Origin of the sequence: Streptomyces aculeolatus (genome assembly GCF_020400605.1) — a bacterium.
GTDB lineage: Bacteria > Actinomycetota > Actinomycetes > Streptomycetales > Streptomycetaceae > Streptomyces > Streptomyces aculeolatus.
On the sequence record NZ_JAINRD010000001.1, the window covers coordinates 436,257 to 454,514 of the forward strand.

At 75.1% G+C, this 18,258-nt stretch carries 21 protein-coding genes and 1 riboswitch; of the genes, 11 read left to right on the forward strand and 10 right to left on the reverse strand.

Annotation, left to right across the window (positions count from 1 at the left end; all coding sequences use genetic code 11):
* Positions 1 to 2 precede the first annotated feature (2 nt).
* The gene (locus LG396_RS01800) at positions 3 to 671 is read left to right on the forward strand and encodes a hypothetical protein (RefSeq protein ID WP_225793293.1); all 669 of its coding nucleotides are present in this window, start codon (positions 3 to 5) and stop codon (positions 669 to 671) included.
* A gap of 138 nt (positions 672 to 809) precedes the next feature.
* On the forward strand, positions 810 to 2,129 hold the full coding sequence (locus tag LG396_RS01805) for an FAD-binding oxidoreductase (RefSeq protein ID WP_225793294.1): 1,320 nt from the start codon (positions 810 to 812) through the stop codon (positions 2,127 to 2,129).
* A 33-nt stretch (positions 2,130 to 2,162) separates the two neighbouring features.
* On the opposite strand, the gene LG396_RS01810 is transcribed toward LG396_RS01805, so the two are convergent.
* The 6 genes from LG396_RS01810 to LG396_RS01835 form a co-directional block, all read right to left on the reverse strand.
* The gene (locus LG396_RS01810) at positions 2,163 to 2,963 is read right to left on the reverse strand and encodes a DUF8832 domain-containing protein (protein ID WP_225793295.1); all 801 of its coding nucleotides are present in this window, start codon (positions 2,961 to 2,963) and stop codon (positions 2,163 to 2,165) included.
* 95 nt (positions 2,964 to 3,058) lie between these two features.
* Complete coding sequence (locus LG396_RS01815) at positions 3,059 to 4,345, reverse strand: MFS transporter (protein WP_225793625.1); 1,287 nt, start codon at positions 4,343 to 4,345, stop codon at positions 3,059 to 3,061.
* A 149-nt stretch (positions 4,346 to 4,494) separates the two neighbouring features.
* Entirely contained in the window at positions 4,495 to 4,863 is a 369-nt protein-coding gene (locus tag LG396_RS01820) for an ArsR/SmtB family transcription factor (RefSeq protein ID WP_018836538.1), read from the reverse strand.
* 70 nt (positions 4,864 to 4,933) lie between these two features.
* On the reverse strand, positions 4,934 to 5,356 hold the full coding sequence (locus LG396_RS01825; protein ID WP_225793296.1) for a GNAT family N-acetyltransferase: 423 nt from the start codon (positions 5,354 to 5,356) through the stop codon (positions 4,934 to 4,936).
* Positions 5,357 to 5,382: 26 nt separating this feature from the next.
* Positions 5,383 to 5,805, reverse strand: a complete 423-nt coding sequence (locus LG396_RS01830) for a PIN domain nuclease (RefSeq protein WP_225793297.1) — start codon at positions 5,803 to 5,805, stop codon at positions 5,383 to 5,385.
* Positions 5,802 to 6,017 carry a type II toxin-antitoxin system VapB family antitoxin gene (locus LG396_RS01835; RefSeq protein WP_225793626.1) on the reverse strand — a complete coding sequence of 72 codons (216 nt, stop codon included), beginning with the start codon at positions 6,015 to 6,017 and terminating at the stop codon, positions 5,802 to 5,804. Before LG396_RS01835 ends, LG396_RS01830 begins: the two co-directional genes overlap by 4 nt.
* A 73-nt stretch (positions 6,018 to 6,090) precedes the next feature.
* Positions 6,091 to 6,272: riboswitch (cobalamin riboswitch) on the forward strand.
* 44 nt (positions 6,273 to 6,316) lie between these two features.
* Between LG396_RS01835 and LG396_RS01840 the strand changes: the two genes are divergently transcribed.
* From LG396_RS01840 to LG396_RS01855, 4 genes are read left to right on the forward strand one after another with little or no spacing between them, the layout of a single operon-like run.
* Positions 6,317 to 7,306: an ABC transporter substrate-binding protein gene (locus tag LG396_RS01840; RefSeq protein ID WP_225793298.1), complete on the forward strand. Its 990-nt coding sequence runs from the start codon at positions 6,317 to 6,319 to the stop codon at positions 7,304 to 7,306.
* A gap of 2 nt (positions 7,307 to 7,308) precedes the next feature.
* A complete protein-coding gene (locus LG396_RS01845) occupies positions 7,309 to 8,358 on the forward strand; it encodes a FecCD family ABC transporter permease (protein WP_225793299.1) in 1,050 nt (349 codons plus the stop codon).
* Complete coding sequence (locus tag LG396_RS01850) at positions 8,328 to 9,212, forward strand: ABC transporter ATP-binding protein (RefSeq protein ID WP_225793627.1); 885 nt, start codon at positions 8,328 to 8,330, stop codon at positions 9,210 to 9,212. The genes LG396_RS01845 and LG396_RS01850 overlap by 31 nt, the downstream gene beginning before the upstream one ends.
* Complete coding sequence (locus LG396_RS01855) at positions 9,209 to 9,916, forward strand: (2Fe-2S)-binding protein (protein WP_225793300.1); 708 nt, start codon at positions 9,209 to 9,211, stop codon at positions 9,914 to 9,916. Before LG396_RS01850 ends, LG396_RS01855 begins: the two co-directional genes overlap by 4 nt.
* A 36-nt stretch (positions 9,917 to 9,952) precedes the next feature.
* On the opposite strand, the gene LG396_RS01860 is transcribed toward LG396_RS01855, so the two are convergent.
* Positions 9,953 to 11,317, reverse strand: coding sequence for a cryptochrome/photolyase family protein (locus LG396_RS01860; RefSeq protein ID WP_225793301.1), 1,365 nt, complete (start codon positions 11,315 to 11,317; stop codon positions 9,953 to 9,955).
* Between the two features lie 140 nt (positions 11,318 to 11,457).
* On the opposite strand from LG396_RS01860, the gene LG396_RS01865 reads away from it, so the two are divergent.
* The 5 genes from LG396_RS01865 (at position 11,458) to LG396_RS01885 (ending at position 15,261) form a co-directional block, all read left to right on the forward strand.
* Entirely contained in the window at positions 11,458 to 11,742 is a 285-nt protein-coding gene (locus tag LG396_RS01865; RefSeq protein ID WP_027741427.1) for a hypothetical protein, read from the forward strand.
* Positions 11,743 to 11,856: 114 nt separating this feature from the next.
* Positions 11,857 to 12,273, forward strand: coding sequence for an STAS domain-containing protein (locus tag LG396_RS01870; protein WP_037753358.1), 417 nt, complete (start codon positions 11,857 to 11,859; stop codon positions 12,271 to 12,273).
* A 170-nt stretch (positions 12,274 to 12,443) separates the two neighbouring features.
* Positions 12,444 to 13,325: a SigB/SigF/SigG family RNA polymerase sigma factor gene (locus LG396_RS01875; protein ID WP_225793302.1), complete on the forward strand. Its 882-nt coding sequence runs from the start codon at positions 12,444 to 12,446 to the stop codon at positions 13,323 to 13,325.
* Positions 13,322 to 14,884, forward strand: a complete 1,563-nt coding sequence (locus LG396_RS01880) for a bifunctional phosphatase PAP2/diacylglycerol kinase family protein (RefSeq protein WP_225793303.1) — start codon at positions 13,322 to 13,324, stop codon at positions 14,882 to 14,884. The genes LG396_RS01875 and LG396_RS01880 overlap by 4 nt, the downstream gene beginning before the upstream one ends.
* A 20-nt stretch (positions 14,885 to 14,904) precedes the next feature.
* On the forward strand, positions 14,905 to 15,261 hold the full coding sequence (locus LG396_RS01885) for a PRC-barrel domain-containing protein (protein ID WP_018836557.1): 357 nt from the start codon (positions 14,905 to 14,907) through the stop codon (positions 15,259 to 15,261).
* Between the two features lie 47 nt (positions 15,262 to 15,308).
* Here LG396_RS01885 and LG396_RS01890 read toward each other — a convergent pair whose 3' ends face one another.
* The 3 genes from LG396_RS01890 to LG396_RS01900 form a co-directional block, all read right to left on the reverse strand.
* Positions 15,309 to 16,229, reverse strand: coding sequence for a YihY/virulence factor BrkB family protein (locus tag LG396_RS01890; protein WP_263978552.1), 921 nt, complete (start codon positions 16,227 to 16,229; stop codon positions 15,309 to 15,311).
* A gap of 93 nt (positions 16,230 to 16,322) precedes the next feature.
* On the reverse strand, positions 16,323 to 16,904 hold the full coding sequence (locus LG396_RS01895; protein ID WP_225793305.1) for a VanZ family protein: 582 nt from the start codon (positions 16,902 to 16,904) through the stop codon (positions 16,323 to 16,325).
* A gap of 399 nt (positions 16,905 to 17,303) precedes the next feature.
* Entirely contained in the window at positions 17,304 to 18,173 is an 870-nt protein-coding gene (locus tag LG396_RS01900; protein ID WP_225793306.1) for an alpha/beta fold hydrolase, read from the reverse strand.
* Positions 18,174 to 18,258: the final 85 nt, after the last annotated feature.

Consider the following 18,258-nt stretch of genomic DNA (forward strand, 5'->3'; position numbering starts at 1 on the left):
CGATGACCGTTCAGCTCGTGTCCGTGATCGGGAACAGTCCCGGGGTCGGCAAGTCCACTCTCTGCCGCGGCCTCGCGGCGGCGCTGCGCGAAGGCGGGGCGGTGGTCGACCACTTCGAGGAGGCCGACATCCTCGCGCGGGAGGCGTTCCGCCCGGTGGCCGGGGAGTTCGCGGACGGCGCGGGCTCCGTGCGCCCCGCGACGCTGGTCGCGTGCGTCCGCGCGTACGTCGCGGAGGCGGTCGCCGCCGGGACCGAGGTGCTGGTGACCGACGCGCTGGTGCCGTTCGTGCCGTCGCTCGTGGCGTGGGGCCACGACGAGGACGCCGTCGCGGGTGTGGTGGCGGACCTGGTGCGGGCGCTGGCGTCGGCGGAGGTCAGCGTCGTCTACGTGCACGACGACCCCGAGGCGGCGCTGCGCCGGGCGGTGGCCCGGGAGGGCGAGGGGTGGGCGCAGTGGTACGTGGCGAAGCTGGGCTCGTCGCCGGGCACGCGGCACGTACGGGACCTGGAGTCGGCGGCGGCGCACCTGCGGGAGGAGACGGAGCTGACCCGCCGGGTGCTGGCGCGCACGCCGTGGCGGACGGTGCCGGTGGACGCGGGCGAGCTGGACGCGGGCGCGGCGCTCGTGTACGTCCGCGGGCGGCTGGCGCGGGATCCCGGGCGCTTCTAGGCCTCCCGAGGCCGGCCGCGTCGTCCTCTTCGTCCCGGAAGATCCTGCCGGTGCGGGTGTCCCGGGTGTCCCGGTGTCAGACCCGCGCGCGATGCTCGTATCTGCACCGTTTGTTGGCGACTTCCGTAAGGATCCGAGATGGGCAACCTTGACGAACTCCGCTCCGCAGTCCGCGGCCGGGTGCTCCTGCCCGGCGACGACGGCTTCGAGCCGGCCACCCAGCCGTGGAATGTCGCCGTTCCGCAGCCGTCCGCCGCCGCCGTGGTGGAGGCGGCCGACGCCGACGACGTCGCCGCCCTGGTCCGCTACGCGCGCCGGGCCGGTGTCGCCGTCGCCGCGCAGCCCGCGGGGCACGGCGCGTCGGGGGCGGTGGAGGGCGCCGTCCTGCTGCGTACCCGGCTGCTGGACGAGGTGCGGGTCGACCCCGCGGCGCGGACCGCACGGGCCGGCGCCGGGGTGAAGTGGGGGCACGTGCAGGAGGAGGCGTCGCGGCACGGGCTGACCGGGCTGCCCGGCAGCTCGCCCGTCGTCTCCGTCACGGGCTACACGCTGGGCGGCGGCGTCAGCTGGTTCAGCCGCGCGCACGGCTGGGCGGCCGACTCCGTCACCGCCTTCGAGGTCGTCGACGCCGACGGCGTGCCCGCCAGGGTGACCGCCGAGTCCGACCCCGAGCTGTTCTGGGCGCTGCGGGGCGGCGGGGGCGACTACGCGCTCGTCACCGCCACGGAGTTCCGCCTGCACCCCGCGCCCGCCCTCTACGGCGGCCAGATGCTTTGGCCGGCGGCGCGGGCCCGGGAGGTGCTGGACGCCTATCGCGCGGTGACCGCCGCCGCGCCGGAGGAGCTGACCGTCTGGACCGGCCTGCTGAACATCCCCGGCGCCGACCCGATGATCGCCGTCCACGCCACGTACCTCGGCGAGGGCGCGGGGGACGCGGGGGCGGCGCTGCTGCGCCCGTTCGACGGCATCGACGGCCGGATCGGCGACACCCGCACCGTGCTGCCCGTCCACGAGCTGGGCACCATCACCGGCGAGCCCACGGACCCCAGTCCTGGCATCGGCCGTGGCGAACTGCTCACCGCGCTGGACGACACCGTGGTCGACGCGCTCCTCGCGGAGCCGATCGACCCGCTGCTCAGCGTCCAGCTCCGGCACGTCGGCGGTGCGCTGGCCCGCCCCTCGGACTCGCCGCACGGCGCGCTGGCGGAGCCGTACCTCCTGTACTTCTTCGGCGTCCCGTTCTCCCCCGAGGTGGCCGCCGGCATCCCCCCGCGCCGCGACGGGCTGCTGGAGGCGCTCGGCTCGTACGTGTCGGGCCGCAAGCCGTACACGTTCCTCGGGCCCGGCGAGAGCGCGGCCGACGCCTTCGGCGCCGGGAGCCTGGCCCGCCTGCGGGCCGTCAAGCGCGCCCGCGACCCGCAGGGGGTGTTCCGCAGCAACTACCCGGTCGGCGGGTAGCCCGGCGGGGGCGCCGGCACGGGCCGGCCGCCCTCACGCGACCACCGCGGTGAACTCCGCGGTGCGCACGGCGTCCTCGTGCTTGAAGTCGAGGAACAGCCGGTACGTCCCCGGGCCCGGCACCTGCGCATGGAACGCCACGACGGGGCCCGGGGCGGTCGTGCCGTCGCCGGGGGAGCCGTCGGGGTGGACGTGCACGTACGCGAGGTCCTCCAGGCGCAGCGCCACGAGGTGGCCGTACGCGGCGAGGTAGGGCTGCAGGTCGGTGACCGGCTGCCCGTCGCGGGCGACCGAGAACTCCAGGCGCCGCCCCTCGCCCGCCGCCAGTTCGCCGGTGAGCGTCACCTCGCGGCCGTCGACGGTGAAGGCGGGTGCGGGCGCGGGGAGTTCGTGCGCGGGGCCGGCGCCGTCGCCGGCCGTCAGGTCCGCGCCGAGGGTGAGGGTGCGGCCGAGGGCGGCGGGGGCGAAGTCGGCGTAGGCGCGGTAGTCGCCGTCCTCGGGGAGGCGGACGCGGACGGACCACGTGCCGTCGTCCGCCACCGCGGGGTGGACGTGGACGAAGCGGGTGAGGTCGCGGCGTACGACGATCAGGTGGACCAGCTTGTCGTGGATGGGCGCGAGGTCGGCGACGGGGCTGCCGTCGGCGCCGAGGAGGCGGAAGCGCAGCTCGGTCTCGGTGCCCGCGGGGAGCGCGGTGGTCACCAGCTCCAGCGTGTAGCCGTCCTCGGAGCCGGTGAGGCCGGCGGGGCCCGCGGGCACGTGGTGGGCGTGCTGCGCGTGGGCGTCGTGGTGGCCGTGGGCTGCGGCGTCGTGCTGGTGGTGCGTGGCGTTCATGGTGGGTTTCCTGCCCTTCGAGTCCGGTGCCGTGCTTCTGGTGATCAGCGTAGCAGATATACCCCCCGGGGGTATGACGAGTGGGGTGATCCGCGTTACGCCGCGGTGGTCGTGCGGTCCCGGGTGAGCCGCTCCCGGCGGGCCGGCAGATACGAACCGGCCGTACGCTCCGCGCCCGCCGGCCGCCACAGCAGCACCGCCGCCACCGCCGCCGCGAGCCCGATGGCCGCCAGCACGCCCGCCGCCACGCCCGTCCCCGCCCGCGCCGCCAGGTACCCGGCCAGCGGGTACGTCAGCAGCCACGCGACGTGCGACAGCGAGAACTGCGCCGCGAACGCCGCCGGCAGGTCCGCCCGCCCCGGCACCGCGCCGCGGATCAGCCGCCCCGTGGGCGTCACCATCGCCGAGGTCGCCGCCCCGAGCACGGCCCACGCGGCGAGCAGCGCCGGCCAGGTCCGTACGCCCGCCGCGAGGCCCGCCCCGACGACGGCCAGCACCGGCGCCGGCACGAACGCCGCCGGCAGCATCACCGCGCGGTCGCCGACCCGCTCCAGCACCCGGGGGAGCGCCAGCGCCACGGCCATCGACCCGGCGCCGAAGGCGCCGAGGGCGAGCGACACGTCGCCGACCGAGCGGGCGAAGTGGTCGCGTACCAGCACGACGGTGTTCACGACGACCATCGCGCCGGCCGCCGCGACCGCGAGGTTGATCGCGAGGAGCGCGCGGAGCTGCGGCGCGGAGCCGAAGAGCTTCATGCCGTACGCGGCCTTGGCGAAGACCCCGCCGCCGTCGGCGCCCTCCTCGCGCGGCGCCGGCTTCGGCAGCGCCACGGAGACGACCAGCGCGGCGGAGGCGACGAAGCCGGCGGCGGTGCCGAGGAAGAGCCGGTCGTAGGTGATGAGCGTCAGCAGCCCGGCGGCGAGCACGGGGCTGAACAGGCTCTCCATGTCGTACGCGAGCCGCGACAGGGACAGCGCCCGGGTGTAGTCGCGCTCGGCGGGGAGCACCTCGGGGATGGTCGCCTGGAAGGTCGGGGTGAACGCGGCGGAGGCGGACTGGAGCAGGAAGATCAGCACGTAGATCTGCCAGACCTCGGTCACGAACGGCAGCGCGAGCGCGACGACGCCGCGCAGCAGGTCGGCGGCGACCAGGAGGGCGCGGCGCGGGATGCGGTCGGCGAAGGCGCCGATGACGGGGGCGATGCCGACGTAGGCGACCATCTTGACGGCCAGGGCGGTGCCGAGGACGGCGGAGGCGTTGCCGCCGGCCAGGTCGTAGGCGAGGAGGCTGAGCGCGACGGTGGCGAGGCCGGTGCCGACGAGGGCGATGACCTGGGCGGTGAAGAGGTGTCTGTAGGTGCGGTTGCGGAGAACGGAGAACATGGCCCTGGCCTCTTCCTTTGCTCGTGTGCGCATATACGCACATGTTAAACAGAGGGGGGCGCGGGCGGTATTCCCGGGGGTGGAAAGAAGGTGTGAGGGCGTGGCTCAGATGTGGATCAGGCGTGGACCGGGTGTCGCCCGGGTGGGGCTCAGGAGTGCCAGGGCTCGCCGGTCATGAGGTGGTCGGCGTGGTTGAGCGCCTCGACGACGAGGCCGCGCAGGTGCCCGTCGCGCAGCGAGTAGACGACGCGGCGGCCTTCCTTCCTGGAGTGCACGAGGTTGGCGAGGCGCAGCTTGGCCAGGTGCTGGCTGACGGCCGGCCGGGCGGCGCCGCTGGCGGTGGCCAGCTCGGTGACGTCGGCCTCGCCCTCGGCCAGCAGCCACAGCAGGTGCAGCCGCGTCGCGTCGGCGAGCAGGGCGAACACCGTGCTCGCGGCTTCGAGCTGGTCCCGGTCGGGCGTCCACTCGTGACGGTGGACGGCGGGGGTGGGCGAGGGGGCGGTGTCGCGCTCCGGCATGCGCCCATCGTATGGCCGTACGAGGCGGGGGGCGGGACGCGCGGGGGCGGCGGCGCGGGCGCGGGGCGGCTCAGGCGGTGCGGTACATGCCGACGGAGCCGTGCCCGGCGACGTCGGCGAAGCCGAACTTCCCGTACAGGAACCGCGCGGGCCCGTCGGCGATCAGCGAGACGTACGCGGTGGCGGGCGCCCGCCGGTCCAGCTCCGCGACCAGCGCGGCCATGATCTGCTTCCCGAGCCCCTGCCCCTGGTGCTCGGGCAGCACGCACATGTCGACCACCTGGAACGCGGTCCCGCCGTCCCCGACGACCCGCCCCATCCCCACGGGCGCCCCGCGGTGGTGCACGACGACGCCGTACCAGGTGTTCGGCAGTGCGACGGCGGCGGCCTCGGCCGACTTGTCCGACAGCCCGGCCCCGGTCCGCAACCGCCGGTAGACCTCGACGGAGGGCACCCCGGGACGTATCTCGTAAGGGTCACGCACGGAATCCATGCATTACATCCTAGCTGGGTGCACGATCACTTCCCCGCTTCGGGTCCGTACCACTGCAGGGCTTGCCCGGTTGCGGCGGCGATGCAGTCGAAGTCCCGGTCGCGATGCAGCAGGGTCAGCCCTTGCAACTCCGCGGTGGCCGCGACGACGAGGTCGACCGGGCCCGCACCGCGGTGCTGCCCCCGCTTGGTGAGCGCCTCCTGTACCTGCCAGGCGCGGTCGTACGCCCGGTCGTCGACGGGCACCCAGCCGAAGAGCGTCCGCAGGTCCTCCACGCCCCGCTCCCGGTCGTCGGCGGAGCGGGCACTGTAGAGGAACTCCAGCTCGGTGATGGGACAGACCGCGACGAGCCCCGCCGCGGCCGCGCGGTCCCACCCGAACTGCTCGGCGTCACCGCGCATCATCCGGGCGAGGGCGCTGGTGTCGATGAGGTACTGCGCCGCGTTCACCCGCGGTAGTTCCGCTTGTCCTCGAGAAGGTCGAGCTCGAAGGCCCCCTCCTCCGCCGCGGCCCGCAGCCGCGTGAGAGCCAGAGCCCTCCGCCGGTTCTCCAGCACCTCGCGCAGAGCGGTGTTGACCGTCTCCTTCTTGGTGCTCGTGCCGAGGGTCTGAGCGACGTCGGCGAGCAGGTCGTCGTCCAGGTCGATCACCGTACGACTCACCATGCACCTCCGCTGATATCAATAGCGCCATCTTTGATATCCATGCTAGCACCCCCTCTCCCCCCGGCCGGGGTTCGTCTGCGATGATGGCGGTCCAAAGGTGACGGCGGAACGAGGAAGCCGGTGTGAATCCGGTGCGGTCCCGCCACTGTGATCGGTGAGTCGGCTCCGAAACAGGCCACTGCCCCGTGCGGGTGGGAAGGCCAGGGGCCGGCGGTGAACCGAGAGCCAGGAGACTCACGTCGTCGCCTCCTCGGCGAATCTGGGGCGGATTTCCCCGGAGAGGAGCGTGCGTCGTCGTGCGTGCCCTTCTGCGCGGCCCGGTGGTGCGGCCGTTGCGTGTGTTCGTTCCCGCTCTCCTGCTGTGCGCCGCCGCCTGCGGCGGTCCCGCCAGGGAGGACAGCGGCGGTGGGTCGCCGGCCGGGTTTCCCGTGACCGTCGGCAACTGCGGGGTCGAGACCGTCTACGAGCGGCCGCCGGAGCGGGCCGTGACCCTCAACCAGCACGTCACCGAGATCATGCTCGCGCTCGGGCTGGAGGAGTCGATGGCCGGCACCGGCTATCTCGACGACGAGATCCCGCCCGCGTACCGCGAGGCGTACGACGGCATCGAGGTGATCGCCGACGAGTACCCCTCGTACGAGGCGCTGCTCGCCGCCGAACCCGACTTCGTCTACGGCGGGTTCGCCAGCACCTTCGAGGAGGGCCGCAGCCGCGACGCGCTCGCCGGGGCCGGCATCGACTCGTACCTCAGTCTGGAGGCGTGCGCCGAGCCGCCCGTGACCGTGGACCTCATGGACCGCGAGATACGCACCGTCGCCGAGGTGTTCGGCGTCCCGCGGCGGGCCGAGAAGCTGCTCGGCGAGCTGCACCAGACGCTCGACGCCGTACGCGGCGCGGTCGCCGGCGCCGAGCCCGCGCAGGTCTTCGTCTACGACAGCGGGGACAGGACGGCGTTCACCGCGGGCGGCGGCGGCATCGGCAACGAGATCATGAAGCTGGCCGGCGGCGCGAACGTCTTCGCCGGCCTCGGCAAGCCCTTCGGCGACGTGTCGTTCGAGCAGGTCGCCGCCCGCGCGCCGGACGTGGTCCTCATCTACGACTACGGCGAGCAGTCCGTCGCCGACAAGAAGCGGTTCCTGCTCACCCACCCCGCGCTCAAGGACGTCCCGGCGATACGGAACGAGCGCTTCGCGGTCCTCCCGCTGTCCTCGACCGTCCTGGGTGTACGGGTCCCGGAGGCCGTCGACTCGCTGGCCCGCCAGCTCCACCCCGACCGCTTCCGGTGACGGTGGCGGCGACGGAGGGGAAGGGGCGGCGGCTCTCCTTCCTCCTCGTCCTCCTGGCCCTCGGCGCCCTCGTGCTGCTCGCCGCCACCGCCGCCATCGCCCTCGGCTCCGTCCGCATCCCCGCCGGCCAGGTCTGGGGCATCCTCCTCCACCGCATCCACCCCGCCCTCGCCGAGCCCGCCTGGGCCCCCGTGCGCGAGACCATCGTGTGGGACGTACGCCTCCCGCGGGTGCTGCTCGCCGGGGCGGTGGGGGCGGGGCTCGCGGTGTGCGGCATGGCGTTGCAGGCGCTCGTACGCAATCCGCTCGCCGACCCCATGCTGCTGGGCATCTCCTCGGGCGCCACGGTCGGCGCCGTGCTCGTCGTCGTCCTCAACGTCACCGTCCTCGGCATGTTCACGCTGCCGCTCGCCGCCTTCGCCGGGGCCCTCGGCGCGCTCGTCGCCGTCTACTTCCTCGCCCTCGGCACCGACGGCCGCATGACACCGCTGCGCCTGGTGCTCGCGGGCGTCGCCATGGCCGAGGTGCTGTCCGCCGTCGTCGGCTTCCTCATCGTCACCTCCGGCGACCCGCACAAGACGCAGGCCGCCCTGCGCTGGATGCTCGGCGGGCTGGCCGGCAGCACGTGGCGGCTGATCTGGATCCCGCTGGCCGTCACCGTCCTCGGCACGGTCGCGCTGCTCGCCGTCGCCCGCCCGCTCAACCTGCTCCTCGCCGGCGAGGAGGCCGCCGCCGCCCTCGGGCTGGACGTGCACCGCTTCCGCTCCGCGATGTTCGCGCTGGTCGCCGTGATGGTCGGCGCGGCGGTCGCGGTCAGCGGGGCGATCGGGTTCGTCGGCCTGATCCTGCCGCACGTGGTGCGGCTGCTCGTCGGGGCCGACCACCGGCGGGCGCTGCCCGCGGCGGCGCTGCTCGGCGCGGCGTTCCTGATCGCCGCCGACCTGGCGGCCCGTACGGTCGTCAGCCCCGAGGAGATCCCCGTCGGGGTGCTGACGGCGCTGGCGGGCGGGCCGTTCTTCCTCTGGCTGATGCGGCGGGGGGCGGCCCGGTGACCGCCGCCCCGCCCGGTGCCCCCGGCGCGCTGCGGCTGGAGTCCGTCACCGTGGCCGCGGGCGGGCACACGCTCGTCGACGCGGTGTCCCTCGACGTCGCGCCCGGCGAGGTCGTCGGCCTCGTCGGCCCCAACGGCGCCGGCAAGACGACGCTGCTGCGCACCGTCTACCGCGCGCTGCGGCCCACGTCCGGGCGCGTACTCCTGGACGGCGAGGACGTCCGCGACCTGCCCGCCAAGCGGCTGGCGCGGCGGCTCGCCGCGGTGCTCCAGGAGATCCCGGGCGCCTTCGAGCTGACGGTGTACGACGTGGTGGCCATGGGCCGTACGCCCCACAAGCGCGCCTTCGCCGGCGACGACGACGCCGACCGCGCCGTCATCGCCGGCAGCCTCGCGGCGGTCGGGGCGGGGGAGCTGGCCGGGGCGCCGTTCGACCGGCTGTCGGGGGGCGAGAAGCAGCGGGTGCTCATCGCGCGTGCGCTGGCTCAGCGCGCGGGCACGATGGTCCTCGACGAGCCGACCAACCACCTCGACCTGCGCCACCAGCTCGACGCGCTGCGCCTCGTCCGCGGCCTCGGCGCCACCGCCCTCGTCGCGCTGCACGACCTCAACCTGGCCGCCGCGTTCTGCGACCGCATCTGCGTGCTGCGGGCCGGCCGCACGGTCGCCGCCGGGCCACCGGCGGAGGTGCTGACGCCGGAGCTGCTCGCGGACGTGTACGGGGTGGCGGCGGAGGTGGCCGTCCACCCGGCCACGGACCGCCCGCACATCACACTGCTCCCGTACGGGAATCCGCCCGCGGCGGCCGTCCAGCCACCCGATCCGCCCCACCCCGCCCCGGAAGGAGCCCTGTGAACAGCTCCGTGAGTCCCGTTCCCGAACCGCCGCTGCCCGGTGGCGTCGTCGCCGCCGCGCTCGACGACGTCGCCGGCATCGGCCCGTTCTTCGCCCTCGCCGTCGGCGGATCCGGCGACGGCTGGCATCCCGTCGGTGACACCTACGCCCGCGGCGCCGCCGACCTCGTCGCCGCCACCGCCGGCCGCTACGGCACCGCCGAACTCCGCATCGGCGCCTCCCTCGTCCAGTTCGGCCACGCCTCCCGGCTCTGGTCGCCCGTGCTCGCCTGTGCCCTCCTCCACGGCGTCGTACCGGACCTGGCCGGCCTCCAGCGCGCCGACGACGGGCCCGCGCTGCGGCTCCCCGCGCCCGCCGGGTGGCCGGCGCCCGCGGCGGACCGGCTGCCGGAGGTGCTGTACGACGCGGTGGTGACCCGGCACCTGGAGCCGCTCGCCGCCGGGCTGCGCGTCAAGGTCGCCGCCGGCCTGCTCCACGGCAACGCCGCCTCCGCACTCGTCGGCGCCGCCGCAGCGCTGCGCGCCGCCCGCCCGGCGCAGGCCGAGCCGCTGACCCGGCTCACCGACGCCCTGCTGCGCACCGGCCGGCTGGCCGGCACGGGGCTGTTCACCGGCCCGGGCCCGGCCTTCCGGCGCCGCAGCTGCTGCCTCTACTACCGGGTGCCCGGCGGCGGCACGTGCGGCGACTGCTCCCTGCGTACGTGACGGCTGTACGCGTCCTTACGACCACGCCGCCACGCCTCACCGCTTCCCCCGCGCCCGCAGGAACCGGTCCGCCCCCTCCGCCAGCCCCACCACCGGCTCCGGATACCCCAGCCCCGCCCGCTCCCCCTCCGGCAGCGTCCACGGCCGGTGGACCGCCGCCCCCGCGACCCCCGCCAGCTCCGGCACCCACCGCCGCACGTACTCGCCCCGCGGGTCGTAACGCCGCGCCTGCGCGAGCGGGTTGAGCACCCGGTTGGGCCGCGTGTCGGTGCCGGTCCCGGCCACCCACTGCCAGTTGAGCTGGTTGTTCGCGATGTCGCCGTCGACCAGCAGGTCGAGGAAGTGCGCGGCGCCGACCCGCCAGTCCACGTACAGCGTCTTCGTCAGGAAGCTCGCCGTCAGCAGCCGCCCGCGGTTGTGCATCCAGCCCTCGTGCGCGAGCTGCCGCATCGCGGCGTCGACGATCGGGTAGCCGGTGCGCCCCGCGCGCCACGCCTCGGTCTCGGCGGCGTCCGTGCGCCAGCGGTCGCCGTGCGGGCGGTAGTCGGCGTGGGCGGCGTCGGGGCGCGCGGCGAGCACCTGGTGGTGGAAGTCGCGCCAGGCGAGCTGCCGGACGAAGGCGTCGGCGCCCGGTCCGCCGGCCGCGCGGGCGCGGTGGACGAGTTCGGTCGCGGACACGCTGCCGAAGTGCAGGTGCGGGGAGAGCCGGGAGGTGGCGTCGGCGGGGAGGTCGTCGTGGCGCTCCTCGTACGCGGCCGCGTCGGCGCGCAGCCACGCCGTGAAGCGCCGCCGGCCCTCCTTCTCGCCGCCGCGGGCGAGGCCGGGGGAGGTGCCGGAGACCGCCGCGCGGGCGGGCGGGGCCGCGGAGCGGACGCCGGCCGGCACCGGGACGCGGCGCGGCGCGGGCAGCGGCGTGCGCTGCGGGGCGGTGGACCAGCGGCGGAAGTACGGGGTGAACACCGCGAAGTGGTCCCGCCCCTGCGGCGTCACCGCGCCGGGCGCCAGGACGGTGACGGCCGCGTCGTGCACGGTGAGCCGCCGCCCGTCCGCCGCGAGCGCCTCGCGCAGCCGGGCCTCGCGGCGCTGCGCGTACGCGCTGACGCCCGCGGCGACGTGCACCCCGTCGGCCCCCGCGGCCGCCGCCACCCGGACCGCCTCGCGGACCGGGTCGCCGGTGCGGACGACGAGCCGGCCGCCGCGCGCCCGCAGCCCCTCGTCGAGGCCGGCCAGGCAGTCCGCCAGGAACGCCCGCCTGTTGGGCGGCGCGAAGCCGATCCGGGCGAGGGCGTCGTCCGACACGAACAGCGGCACGACCTCGTCGGCGGCGCGTACGGCGGCGTGCAGCGCGGGGTTGTCGTGCAGCCGCAGGTCGGACGTGAAGAGGCAGACGGCGACGCTCATGGCGGCATTCTCACGGCGCCGCGGGCCGCGCGCGTCCCCGCCATGCCGGTGTCGTACGCCCGGTTCGGCCCGTGACGCACGCCACCGGAGACCGTACCGGAGCGGCGTTTATCGATTCGTTACCTGGCAAGACGCCGTCCATGTCGAACAGAAGCAGACCCAGTGCGGCGGCGGTACTCGTCGCGATAGCGGATCTGGCCGCGTTCGTGATCGGTCTCTGGATCCTCCTCTTCATCCTGGACGCGAACCGCACGAACGACTTCGTGGACTTCGTGCACGACCTCGCCGGCTGGCTGGCCGGCTGGTCGCGCGACATGTTCACCGTCGACCCCGACTGGTGGCGGGTGATGCTCAACTACGGGATCGCCGCCGTCGTGTACCTCATGATCGGACACGTGGCCGCCAGGGCGGTCAAACGGTGGTGAGCTGAAGCCGTGTACCGCTGCCCCTGGGTCTGTCGTTTGGGTCTTGCCGGATCAGGGAGCCGCCGCGAGCCCGGCGAAGATCCAAACGACAGACCCCAGGCGCAGGGAGGGCTGATGAAGGGACACCGGCTGACGCTGGACACGCTCAGCTCCACCGCGGAGTGCGCGGTGATCCGCGTCGGCGGCGAGCTGGACCACGGGGGCGAGCGGTTGTTCCTCGACACCCTCGGGTCGAGCGTGGACTCCGGGCACCGCTACCTGGTGCTCGACCTGACCACGCTCACCTTCTGCGACTCCCGCGGCCTCAACTGCCTCTTCGCGGTGCGCTGGCTGCTGCGCCGGCAGGGCGGCGAGCTGCTGCTCGCCGCCGTCGGCCGCCGGGTGACGTACCTGCTGGAGCAGACGGGCAGCACCGACGTGATCGCCACGTACCGCACCGTGCGGGAGGCGCTGGCGCACGTGCCGGAGCCGCTGCGGGCGAGCTGGCCCCCGGGGACGGTCCCTGGAGTCACACGCCCCCCTTCTCCATAGCTAATTCCGGCGTGCTGCAAATGGCCTATGAACGGTCAGAAATACCTGATGGAGGGAGTGTTGCCGGGGCGAGATGATTCCAGTGGCAAAGTAACGGTCAGGTATACCGTCCGTGCGGGCGGGTAAGCGCACACAACGTTTGTCCAGCCGAAGCCCACTTGGGGGACGACATGACGACGACATCCGTGACTCGCGACAGCGGGATCGAGACCGGTTCCGAGACGAGTTCTGCCGCCGACCCGCTCGGTGGCCTGGACCTCCCGCCGCTGCCCGAGCTGCGCGAGGCGAGCACGGCCGACGCGCGTGCCATGTCCCGTGCCCTCTTCGTGCGGCTGGCGGAGCTGGAGGAGGGCACGTACGCGTACTCCTACGTCCGCAACACCCTCGTCGAGCTGAACCTCGCGCTCGTCCGCTACGCCGTCAGCCGCTTCCGGCTGCGCAGCGAGTCCCGCGAGGACGTCGTGCAGGTCGGCACCGTCGGCCTCATCAAGGCGATCAACCGCTACGACCTCGGTGAGGGCACCGAGTTCCCCACCTTTGCGCTGCCGACGATCGTGGGCGAGATCAAGCGCCACTTCCGCGACACCTCCTGGGCGGTGCGGGTGCCGCGCCGGATGCAGGAGCGGCGGCTGACGCTGGCGAAGGCGAGCGCGCGGCTGGAGCAGGACCTCGGCCGCGCCCCGAGCGTCGCGGAGTTGGCGGAGCAGACCGGGCTGGGCGAGGACGAGGTCGTCGAGGGGCTGGTCGCCGCCAACGCCTACAAGACCTCGTCGCTCGACTACCACGCCGCCGACGAGGAGGGCGAGTCCTTCCTCGCGCGCCGCACCGGGGCGCCGGACCCGGACCTGGAGAAGGTCGAGAACCTGGTGTCGCTCAAGCCGCTGGTCGAGGCGCTGCCCGAGCGGGACCGGAAGGTGCTGGACCTGCGGTTCGGCGCGGAGATGACGCAGAGCGAGATCGGCGCCGAGCTGGGCATCTCGCAGATGCACGTGTCGCGGCTGCTGACCTCGATCCTCCGCCGGCTGCGCGAGGGGCTGACCGAGCAGGCGTGAGCGTGCGGGGGGCGGGGCGGGCGCTGCGGGCCGCGGGGCGCAGCGCGTACGAGGAGTTCGCCCGTCAGGGCGGTGGCCACCGGTCGGCGGCGGCGCGGCTGCGCCGCGCCGACCACGTGCTCTTCGAGCGGGTCGCCACGACCCGCTGGCCCTTCGCCGAGCCGGTGCTGCCGCGGCTCAGCCGCGCCGCCGACCACGGCCTGCTCTGGTTCGGTACGGCCGCGGCGCTGGGCACGCTCGCCGGGCCGCGCGGCCGCCGCGCCGCACTGCGCGGCGCGGCCTCGCTGGCGCTGGCCTCCGCGACGGTGAACACGGCCGGCAAGGGCGCGTTCCGCCGGACCCGGCCCGTACTCGACGCCGTGCCCGGCATCCGGCACCTCGCGCGCCAGCCGATCACCTCGTCCTTCCCCTCGGGCCACTCCGCCTCCGCCGCCGCGTTCGTCTGCGGGGTGGCGATGGAGTCGCCGCGGTGGGGCGCGGCCCTGGCGCCGGTCGCGTGGTCGGTCGCCTTCTCCCGCATCTACACCGGCGTGCACTACCCCAGCGACGTGCTCGCCGGCGCGGCGCTCGGCCTCGGCGCGGCGCTCGTCGTGCGCCGCCTGGTGCCGCCCCGCTCCCACCGCAAGCACCCCGCGCCGCCGCCCGCGGAGGCGCCGGCCCTGGCCGACGGGACCGGGCTGTACGTCGTGGTCAACCCGTCCTCCGGCGTGCAGCCGCAGCTCCTCGACCCCGTACGGCAGCTCGCGGACGTGCTGCCGGAAGCCTCGGTGGCCATCGCCGGGCCCGAGCACGGCCCGCTGCCCGCGCTGCTGGACGTCGCGGCGCAGGAGGCGGCGCGGCACGGCGGTGCGCTGGGCGTGTGCGGCGGCGACGGCACGGTGGCCGCGGCGGCGGTGGCGGCCATGGCGCACGGCGTGCCGCTGGCGGTGCTGCCGGGCGGCACGTTCAACCACTTCGCCACCGACCTCGGGGTGGAGAGCGTGGCCGACGCCTGCCGGGCGGTCGCGCACGGCAGCGCCGTCGCGGTCGACGTCGGCCGGCTCCGGCCGCGGACGCCGGCGGGCCCGGCGACGTACTTCCTGAACACCTTCAGCCTCGGCGTCTACCCCGAGCTGGTGCGGTGGCGCGAGCGCTCCCGGCTCGGCGGGCCGCTGGGCACGGTCGCGGCGGTGCTGCGCGTCATCCGTACGGCGGAGCCGCTCAGCGCGAGGATCAACGGCCGGCGGCGGGAGCTGTGGCTGCTGTTCGCCGGCTCGGGCGCGTACCACAACGTGGGCATCGCGCCGGTGCGCCGCGACAACCTCGCCGACGGGGTGCTGGACGTGCGCGCCGCCCGCGCCGGGCGCTTCGGCCGGGCCCGGCTGCTGGCCACCGCGCTGGCCGGCGGCCTGGCCAGGACCCGGCTGTACGCGGCGGGGCGGCTGCGCCGCGTCGTCGTCTCGGGGCTGCCGGGGGACACCCGGATGGCCTACGACGGGGAGGTCGTCCCCGCGCCGACCTCCTTCGTGCTGGATAAGCTCGAAGGAGCGCTGACCGTCTACCGGCCGGCCAAGGACTGACGCATCCCCCGGGAGGCCCGATGTTCGAGGCACACGACATCCGCGAGTGGCGCGGCCACCCCGTCCGCGGCGCGGACGGCGGCAAGATCGGCGAGATGGAGGCCGTCTACGTCGACACCCGCACCGACGTGCCGTCCTTCGCCACCGTCAAGGCGGGCGTGCCGGGGCGCAAACGCCTGGTGTTCGTCCCGCTGGACGGCGCCTCCGTCAGCCCCGGGTACGTGACCGTCGCCTACGACAAGGGCCAGGTCAAGGGCGCCCCGTCGATCGGCACTGACGGCGAGCTGGCGTTCGAGGAGGAGCCCGCGGTCTACAGCCACTACGAGCTGGACTACGAGCCCGGCGCCGCCGGCGAACGCCGGCTGGCCCGGCGCTGACCCCGCGGGCCGCGCGCCGCCGCCGCCCGTACGGCCGCGGCGGCGCCTCACCGCGGTACGGCCGGCACCGCCGGGCGCCGCGGCGGGCGGGCCGTCTCCGCACCGGCCGCGGTGCGGGCCAGCAGTGCGTTGAACTGCGCGCCCGCCAGCAGCGCCAGGTTCGAGAACCAGAGCCAGATCAGGAAGACGACGACTCCGGCGAGTGACCCGTACAGCCTGCTGTACGTCCCCGCCGCGTACGACGCGTACATCGCGAAGCCCACCGACGCCAGCAGCCACAGCAGGCCTGCGAGCAGCCCGCCGGGCACCGCGTGCGAGACCGTCCGCGACTCGGGCGGCCCGGAGCGGAAGAGCAGCAGCACCAGCAGCCCTGCGACGAAGACCAGGAACGGCCAGCGCAGGAAGTCCCACAGCGCCGCCGTCTGCTCGCCCAGGCCGAGCGGCCGCCCCAGCGCCCGCGCCCCGGCGCCGGTGAGCACCAGGGTCAGCGCGGCGGACACCAGCAGGGTGAGCAGCAGCAGCGCCATCGCGAGGATCGCGGGCGCACGGCGCAGCACGGGCCGGCTGTCGGGCGTGCCGTACATCGCGTGCAGGGCGCGGCGGAAGACGGACAGGAAGCTGCACGCGGACCAGACGGCGCTGGCGGCGCCCACGGTGGTCAGGATCCAGGCGGCGGAGTGGCCGCGGACGACGTCGTGGAGGGCGTCGTTGAGCGCGGTGTCGGTGCCGGCGGGGGCGACCCCGGCGACGTAGGCGATGAGCGCCTCGGTGCCGGAGGGGTCGGCGAGGCCGATGACGGTGAGGGTGACGAAGAGCGTGGGCAGGACGGTGAGTATGGCGTAGTACGTGAGGGCGGCGGCCCAGTCGCTGATGTCGTCGTTCCAGAGAGCCACGGGGGTACGGCGCAGGGCGCCCCGGTAACGCGCCCAGCCCGTCCGCCCGCTCCGCGCGTGCACCCCACGCTTCATCGGCCCAGACTCCGCTCTTCGTTCGCTCCGCGCCCGCCCGGCACTCCGCCGTGCTCTGTCCCTGTCTACCGTGTGCGGGCCGCCGCCGGCTCTTCAACCGGCCGGGCGCGGCCTGCCGAGGAGCCGCTGCCACCAGCGGCGGCGCGGGGGGTGGACGGCGCGGCCGAGGCGGCGGCCGAGGAACAGATAGCCGAGGAGGGCCCCGGTGGTGTTGAGGATGACGTCATCGACGTCGAACGCGCGGCCGGTGATGAACGTGCCCTGGACCACCTCGACCGACGTCATCACCACGGCGGTGAACAGCCCGACCCGCAGCAGCCCGCGGGCGCGCGGCACGAGCACGGGCAGCAGCAGCCCGAAGGGCACCCCGAGCAGGATGTTGCCGCCGAGCTGGCGGAGGGTGTCGACGAACGCGGGCTGGGTGACGTAGTCGCGGATGGAGTCGCCGGGCTTCAGGTTCGTGTGCGTCACGGGCTCGGAGGCGGCGGACGACTCCAGCGTGAGGCGCGCCAGCACCGCGGCGAACGCCACCATCAGGGCGAACGCCAGCAGCATCGCGCAGACGCGCACCCACCGCGCCGCGGGCGGTGCGCCGGCCGGCTGCGCGGCGGGGTCTCCGGCCGCGGGGGCGGTGGCGGTCTTGTCCCCGTCGGCGGACGGGGGCGTGGCTGACATGGGCCCTCCCTTCCGTTGGCCGGGCGGGCTGCCCGGCGCGGTGTGAGCGGGCGGTTACCCGCCGGTCGGGCCGGTATGCACGGGGACCCTCCGGGGCGGGGCCGGGATGGCCGCGTGGGGCCCGTGGGAGCCACGGACCGGGCGCCGGGGGGTGCGACGGACGTACGACGGCCGTGCACGTGTGCCGTGGCCGGCGCGCGGTGGGGCGTGACCGTCGGCGTACCGCGTCCCGCGGTGCCCGCGGTCAGCCCGCGGTGCCCGCGCCCGCGCATACGCCGCGGCGGGGGCCGGCCCCGTGTCCGGCCCGCGCCGCGGCTGTCCCGGTGCGGTGGCGGTGGTCTGCGTGGTGGAGGTGGGGGGTGTGGTGCGAGTGACGTACGGAAAGCACGCGGTGTCCGTTCACCGCTCCGCGTCGAGGACCTCCCGCAGCATCGCGCCGAAGGCCTCCGGCTGCCCCGCGTAGCCGAACTCGGCGTCGAGGAAGCCGCCGTGGTGGCTGGGGAAGACCGTCGCCTCCTGCCCGAGCAGCGCGGCCGTGCCGCGTGCCGTACGCGCGGTGAACGTGTCGCCGGACTCCTCGCCCACCGCGATCACCACGCGCGTCGGCGCCGCGGCGAGCGCGGCCGGGTCCGGGCGGTAGCTGCTGACGGCCCAGGAGTGGTCCGAGAGCAGCGGGTCGTCGCGGTTGCCGTCGTCCTCGGCGGGCATGCCGAAGGCCGCGGGGTCGGGCTCGGGCCGGGCGAAGTACGCGTCGGTGAACTCGCCCTGCCACGCGCCCAGCCCCATGAACGCCGCCATGCCCGTGCCCCACCCCTTGGCGTTGTACGCGTCCGTGACGCCCTGCCGCGCCCGCTCCGCGGCCTCGGCGTCCGGGAGCGCCGGGATGATCGGCGGCTCGTGCGCGACGAGCGTGGTCACGTCGTCGGGGTACGCCGTCACCAGGGCCAGCGCCGTCACCGCGCCGCCGCTGCTGCCGAACAGCTCCACCGGGCCCGCGCCCAGCGCGGCGATGACGGCGTGCACGTCCTCGGCCTGCGTCTGCGGCGAGTTGTCGAGCCGGCCGTCCTTGCGGGTGCTGCGGCCGAGGCCCCGCGGGTCGTACGTGACGACCGTCCGGTCCTCGAACTGCGCGGCCAGTGCGCGGAAGCCGCTCGCGTCCATGGGCTGGCCGATGAGCAGCAGCGGGGGGCGGCCGTCGGCGGTGGGCAGGGGGCCGCGCACGTCGTAGACGAGGTCGACGTCGGGGGTGGTCAGCGTGTGTGTGTCCATGTCCGTGCAGACGGTTCGGCCGGGGTGAATTCATCGCCGCCGGAGGTGACCCGCATCACTGCAACCCTATGATTGCAGTTCGCGA

Excerpts from the sequence above, each read along its gene's own strand:
- LG396_RS01800 (WP_225793293.1), top strand. The coding sequence starts at position 3 with ATGACCGTTCAGCTCGTGTCCGTGATCGGGAACAGTCCCGGGGTCGGC.
- LG396_RS01805 (WP_225793294.1), top strand. The coding sequence starts at position 810 with ATGGGCAACCTTGACGAACTCCGCTCCGCAGTCCGCGGCCGGGTGCTC.
- LG396_RS01810 (WP_225793295.1), bottom strand. The coding sequence starts at position 2,963 with ATGAACGCCACGCACCACCAGCACGACGCCGCAGCCCACGGCCACCAC.
- LG396_RS01815 (WP_225793625.1), bottom strand. The coding sequence starts at position 4,345 with ATGTTCTCCGTTCTCCGCAACCGCACCTACAGACACCTCTTCACCGCC.
- LG396_RS01820 (WP_018836538.1), bottom strand. The coding sequence starts at position 4,863 with ATGCCGGAGCGCGACACCGCCCCCTCGCCCACCCCCGCCGTCCACCGT.
- LG396_RS01825 (WP_225793296.1), bottom strand. The coding sequence starts at position 5,356 with ATGGATTCCGTGCGTGACCCTTACGAGATACGTCCCGGGGTGCCCTCC.
- LG396_RS01860 (WP_225793301.1), bottom strand. The coding sequence starts at position 11,317 with ATGAGCGTCGCCGTCTGCCTCTTCACGTCCGACCTGCGGCTGCACGAC.
- LG396_RS01865 (WP_027741427.1), top strand. The coding sequence starts at position 11,458 with ATGTCGAACAGAAGCAGACCCAGTGCGGCGGCGGTACTCGTCGCGATA.
- LG396_RS01870 (WP_037753358.1), top strand. The coding sequence starts at position 11,857 with ATGAAGGGACACCGGCTGACGCTGGACACGCTCAGCTCCACCGCGGAG.
- LG396_RS01875 (WP_225793302.1), top strand. The coding sequence starts at position 12,444 with ATGACGACGACATCCGTGACTCGCGACAGCGGGATCGAGACCGGTTCC.
- LG396_RS01885 (WP_018836557.1), top strand. The coding sequence starts at position 14,905 with ATGTTCGAGGCACACGACATCCGCGAGTGGCGCGGCCACCCCGTCCGC.
- LG396_RS01890 (WP_263978552.1), bottom strand. The coding sequence starts at position 16,229 with ATGAAGCGTGGGGTGCACGCGCGGAGCGGGCGGACGGGCTGGGCGCGT.
- LG396_RS01895 (WP_225793305.1), bottom strand. The coding sequence starts at position 16,904 with ATGTCAGCCACGCCCCCGTCCGCCGACGGGGACAAGACCGCCACCGCC.
- LG396_RS01900 (WP_225793306.1), bottom strand. The coding sequence starts at position 18,173 with ATGGACACACACACGCTGACCACCCCCGACGTCGACCTCGTCTACGAC.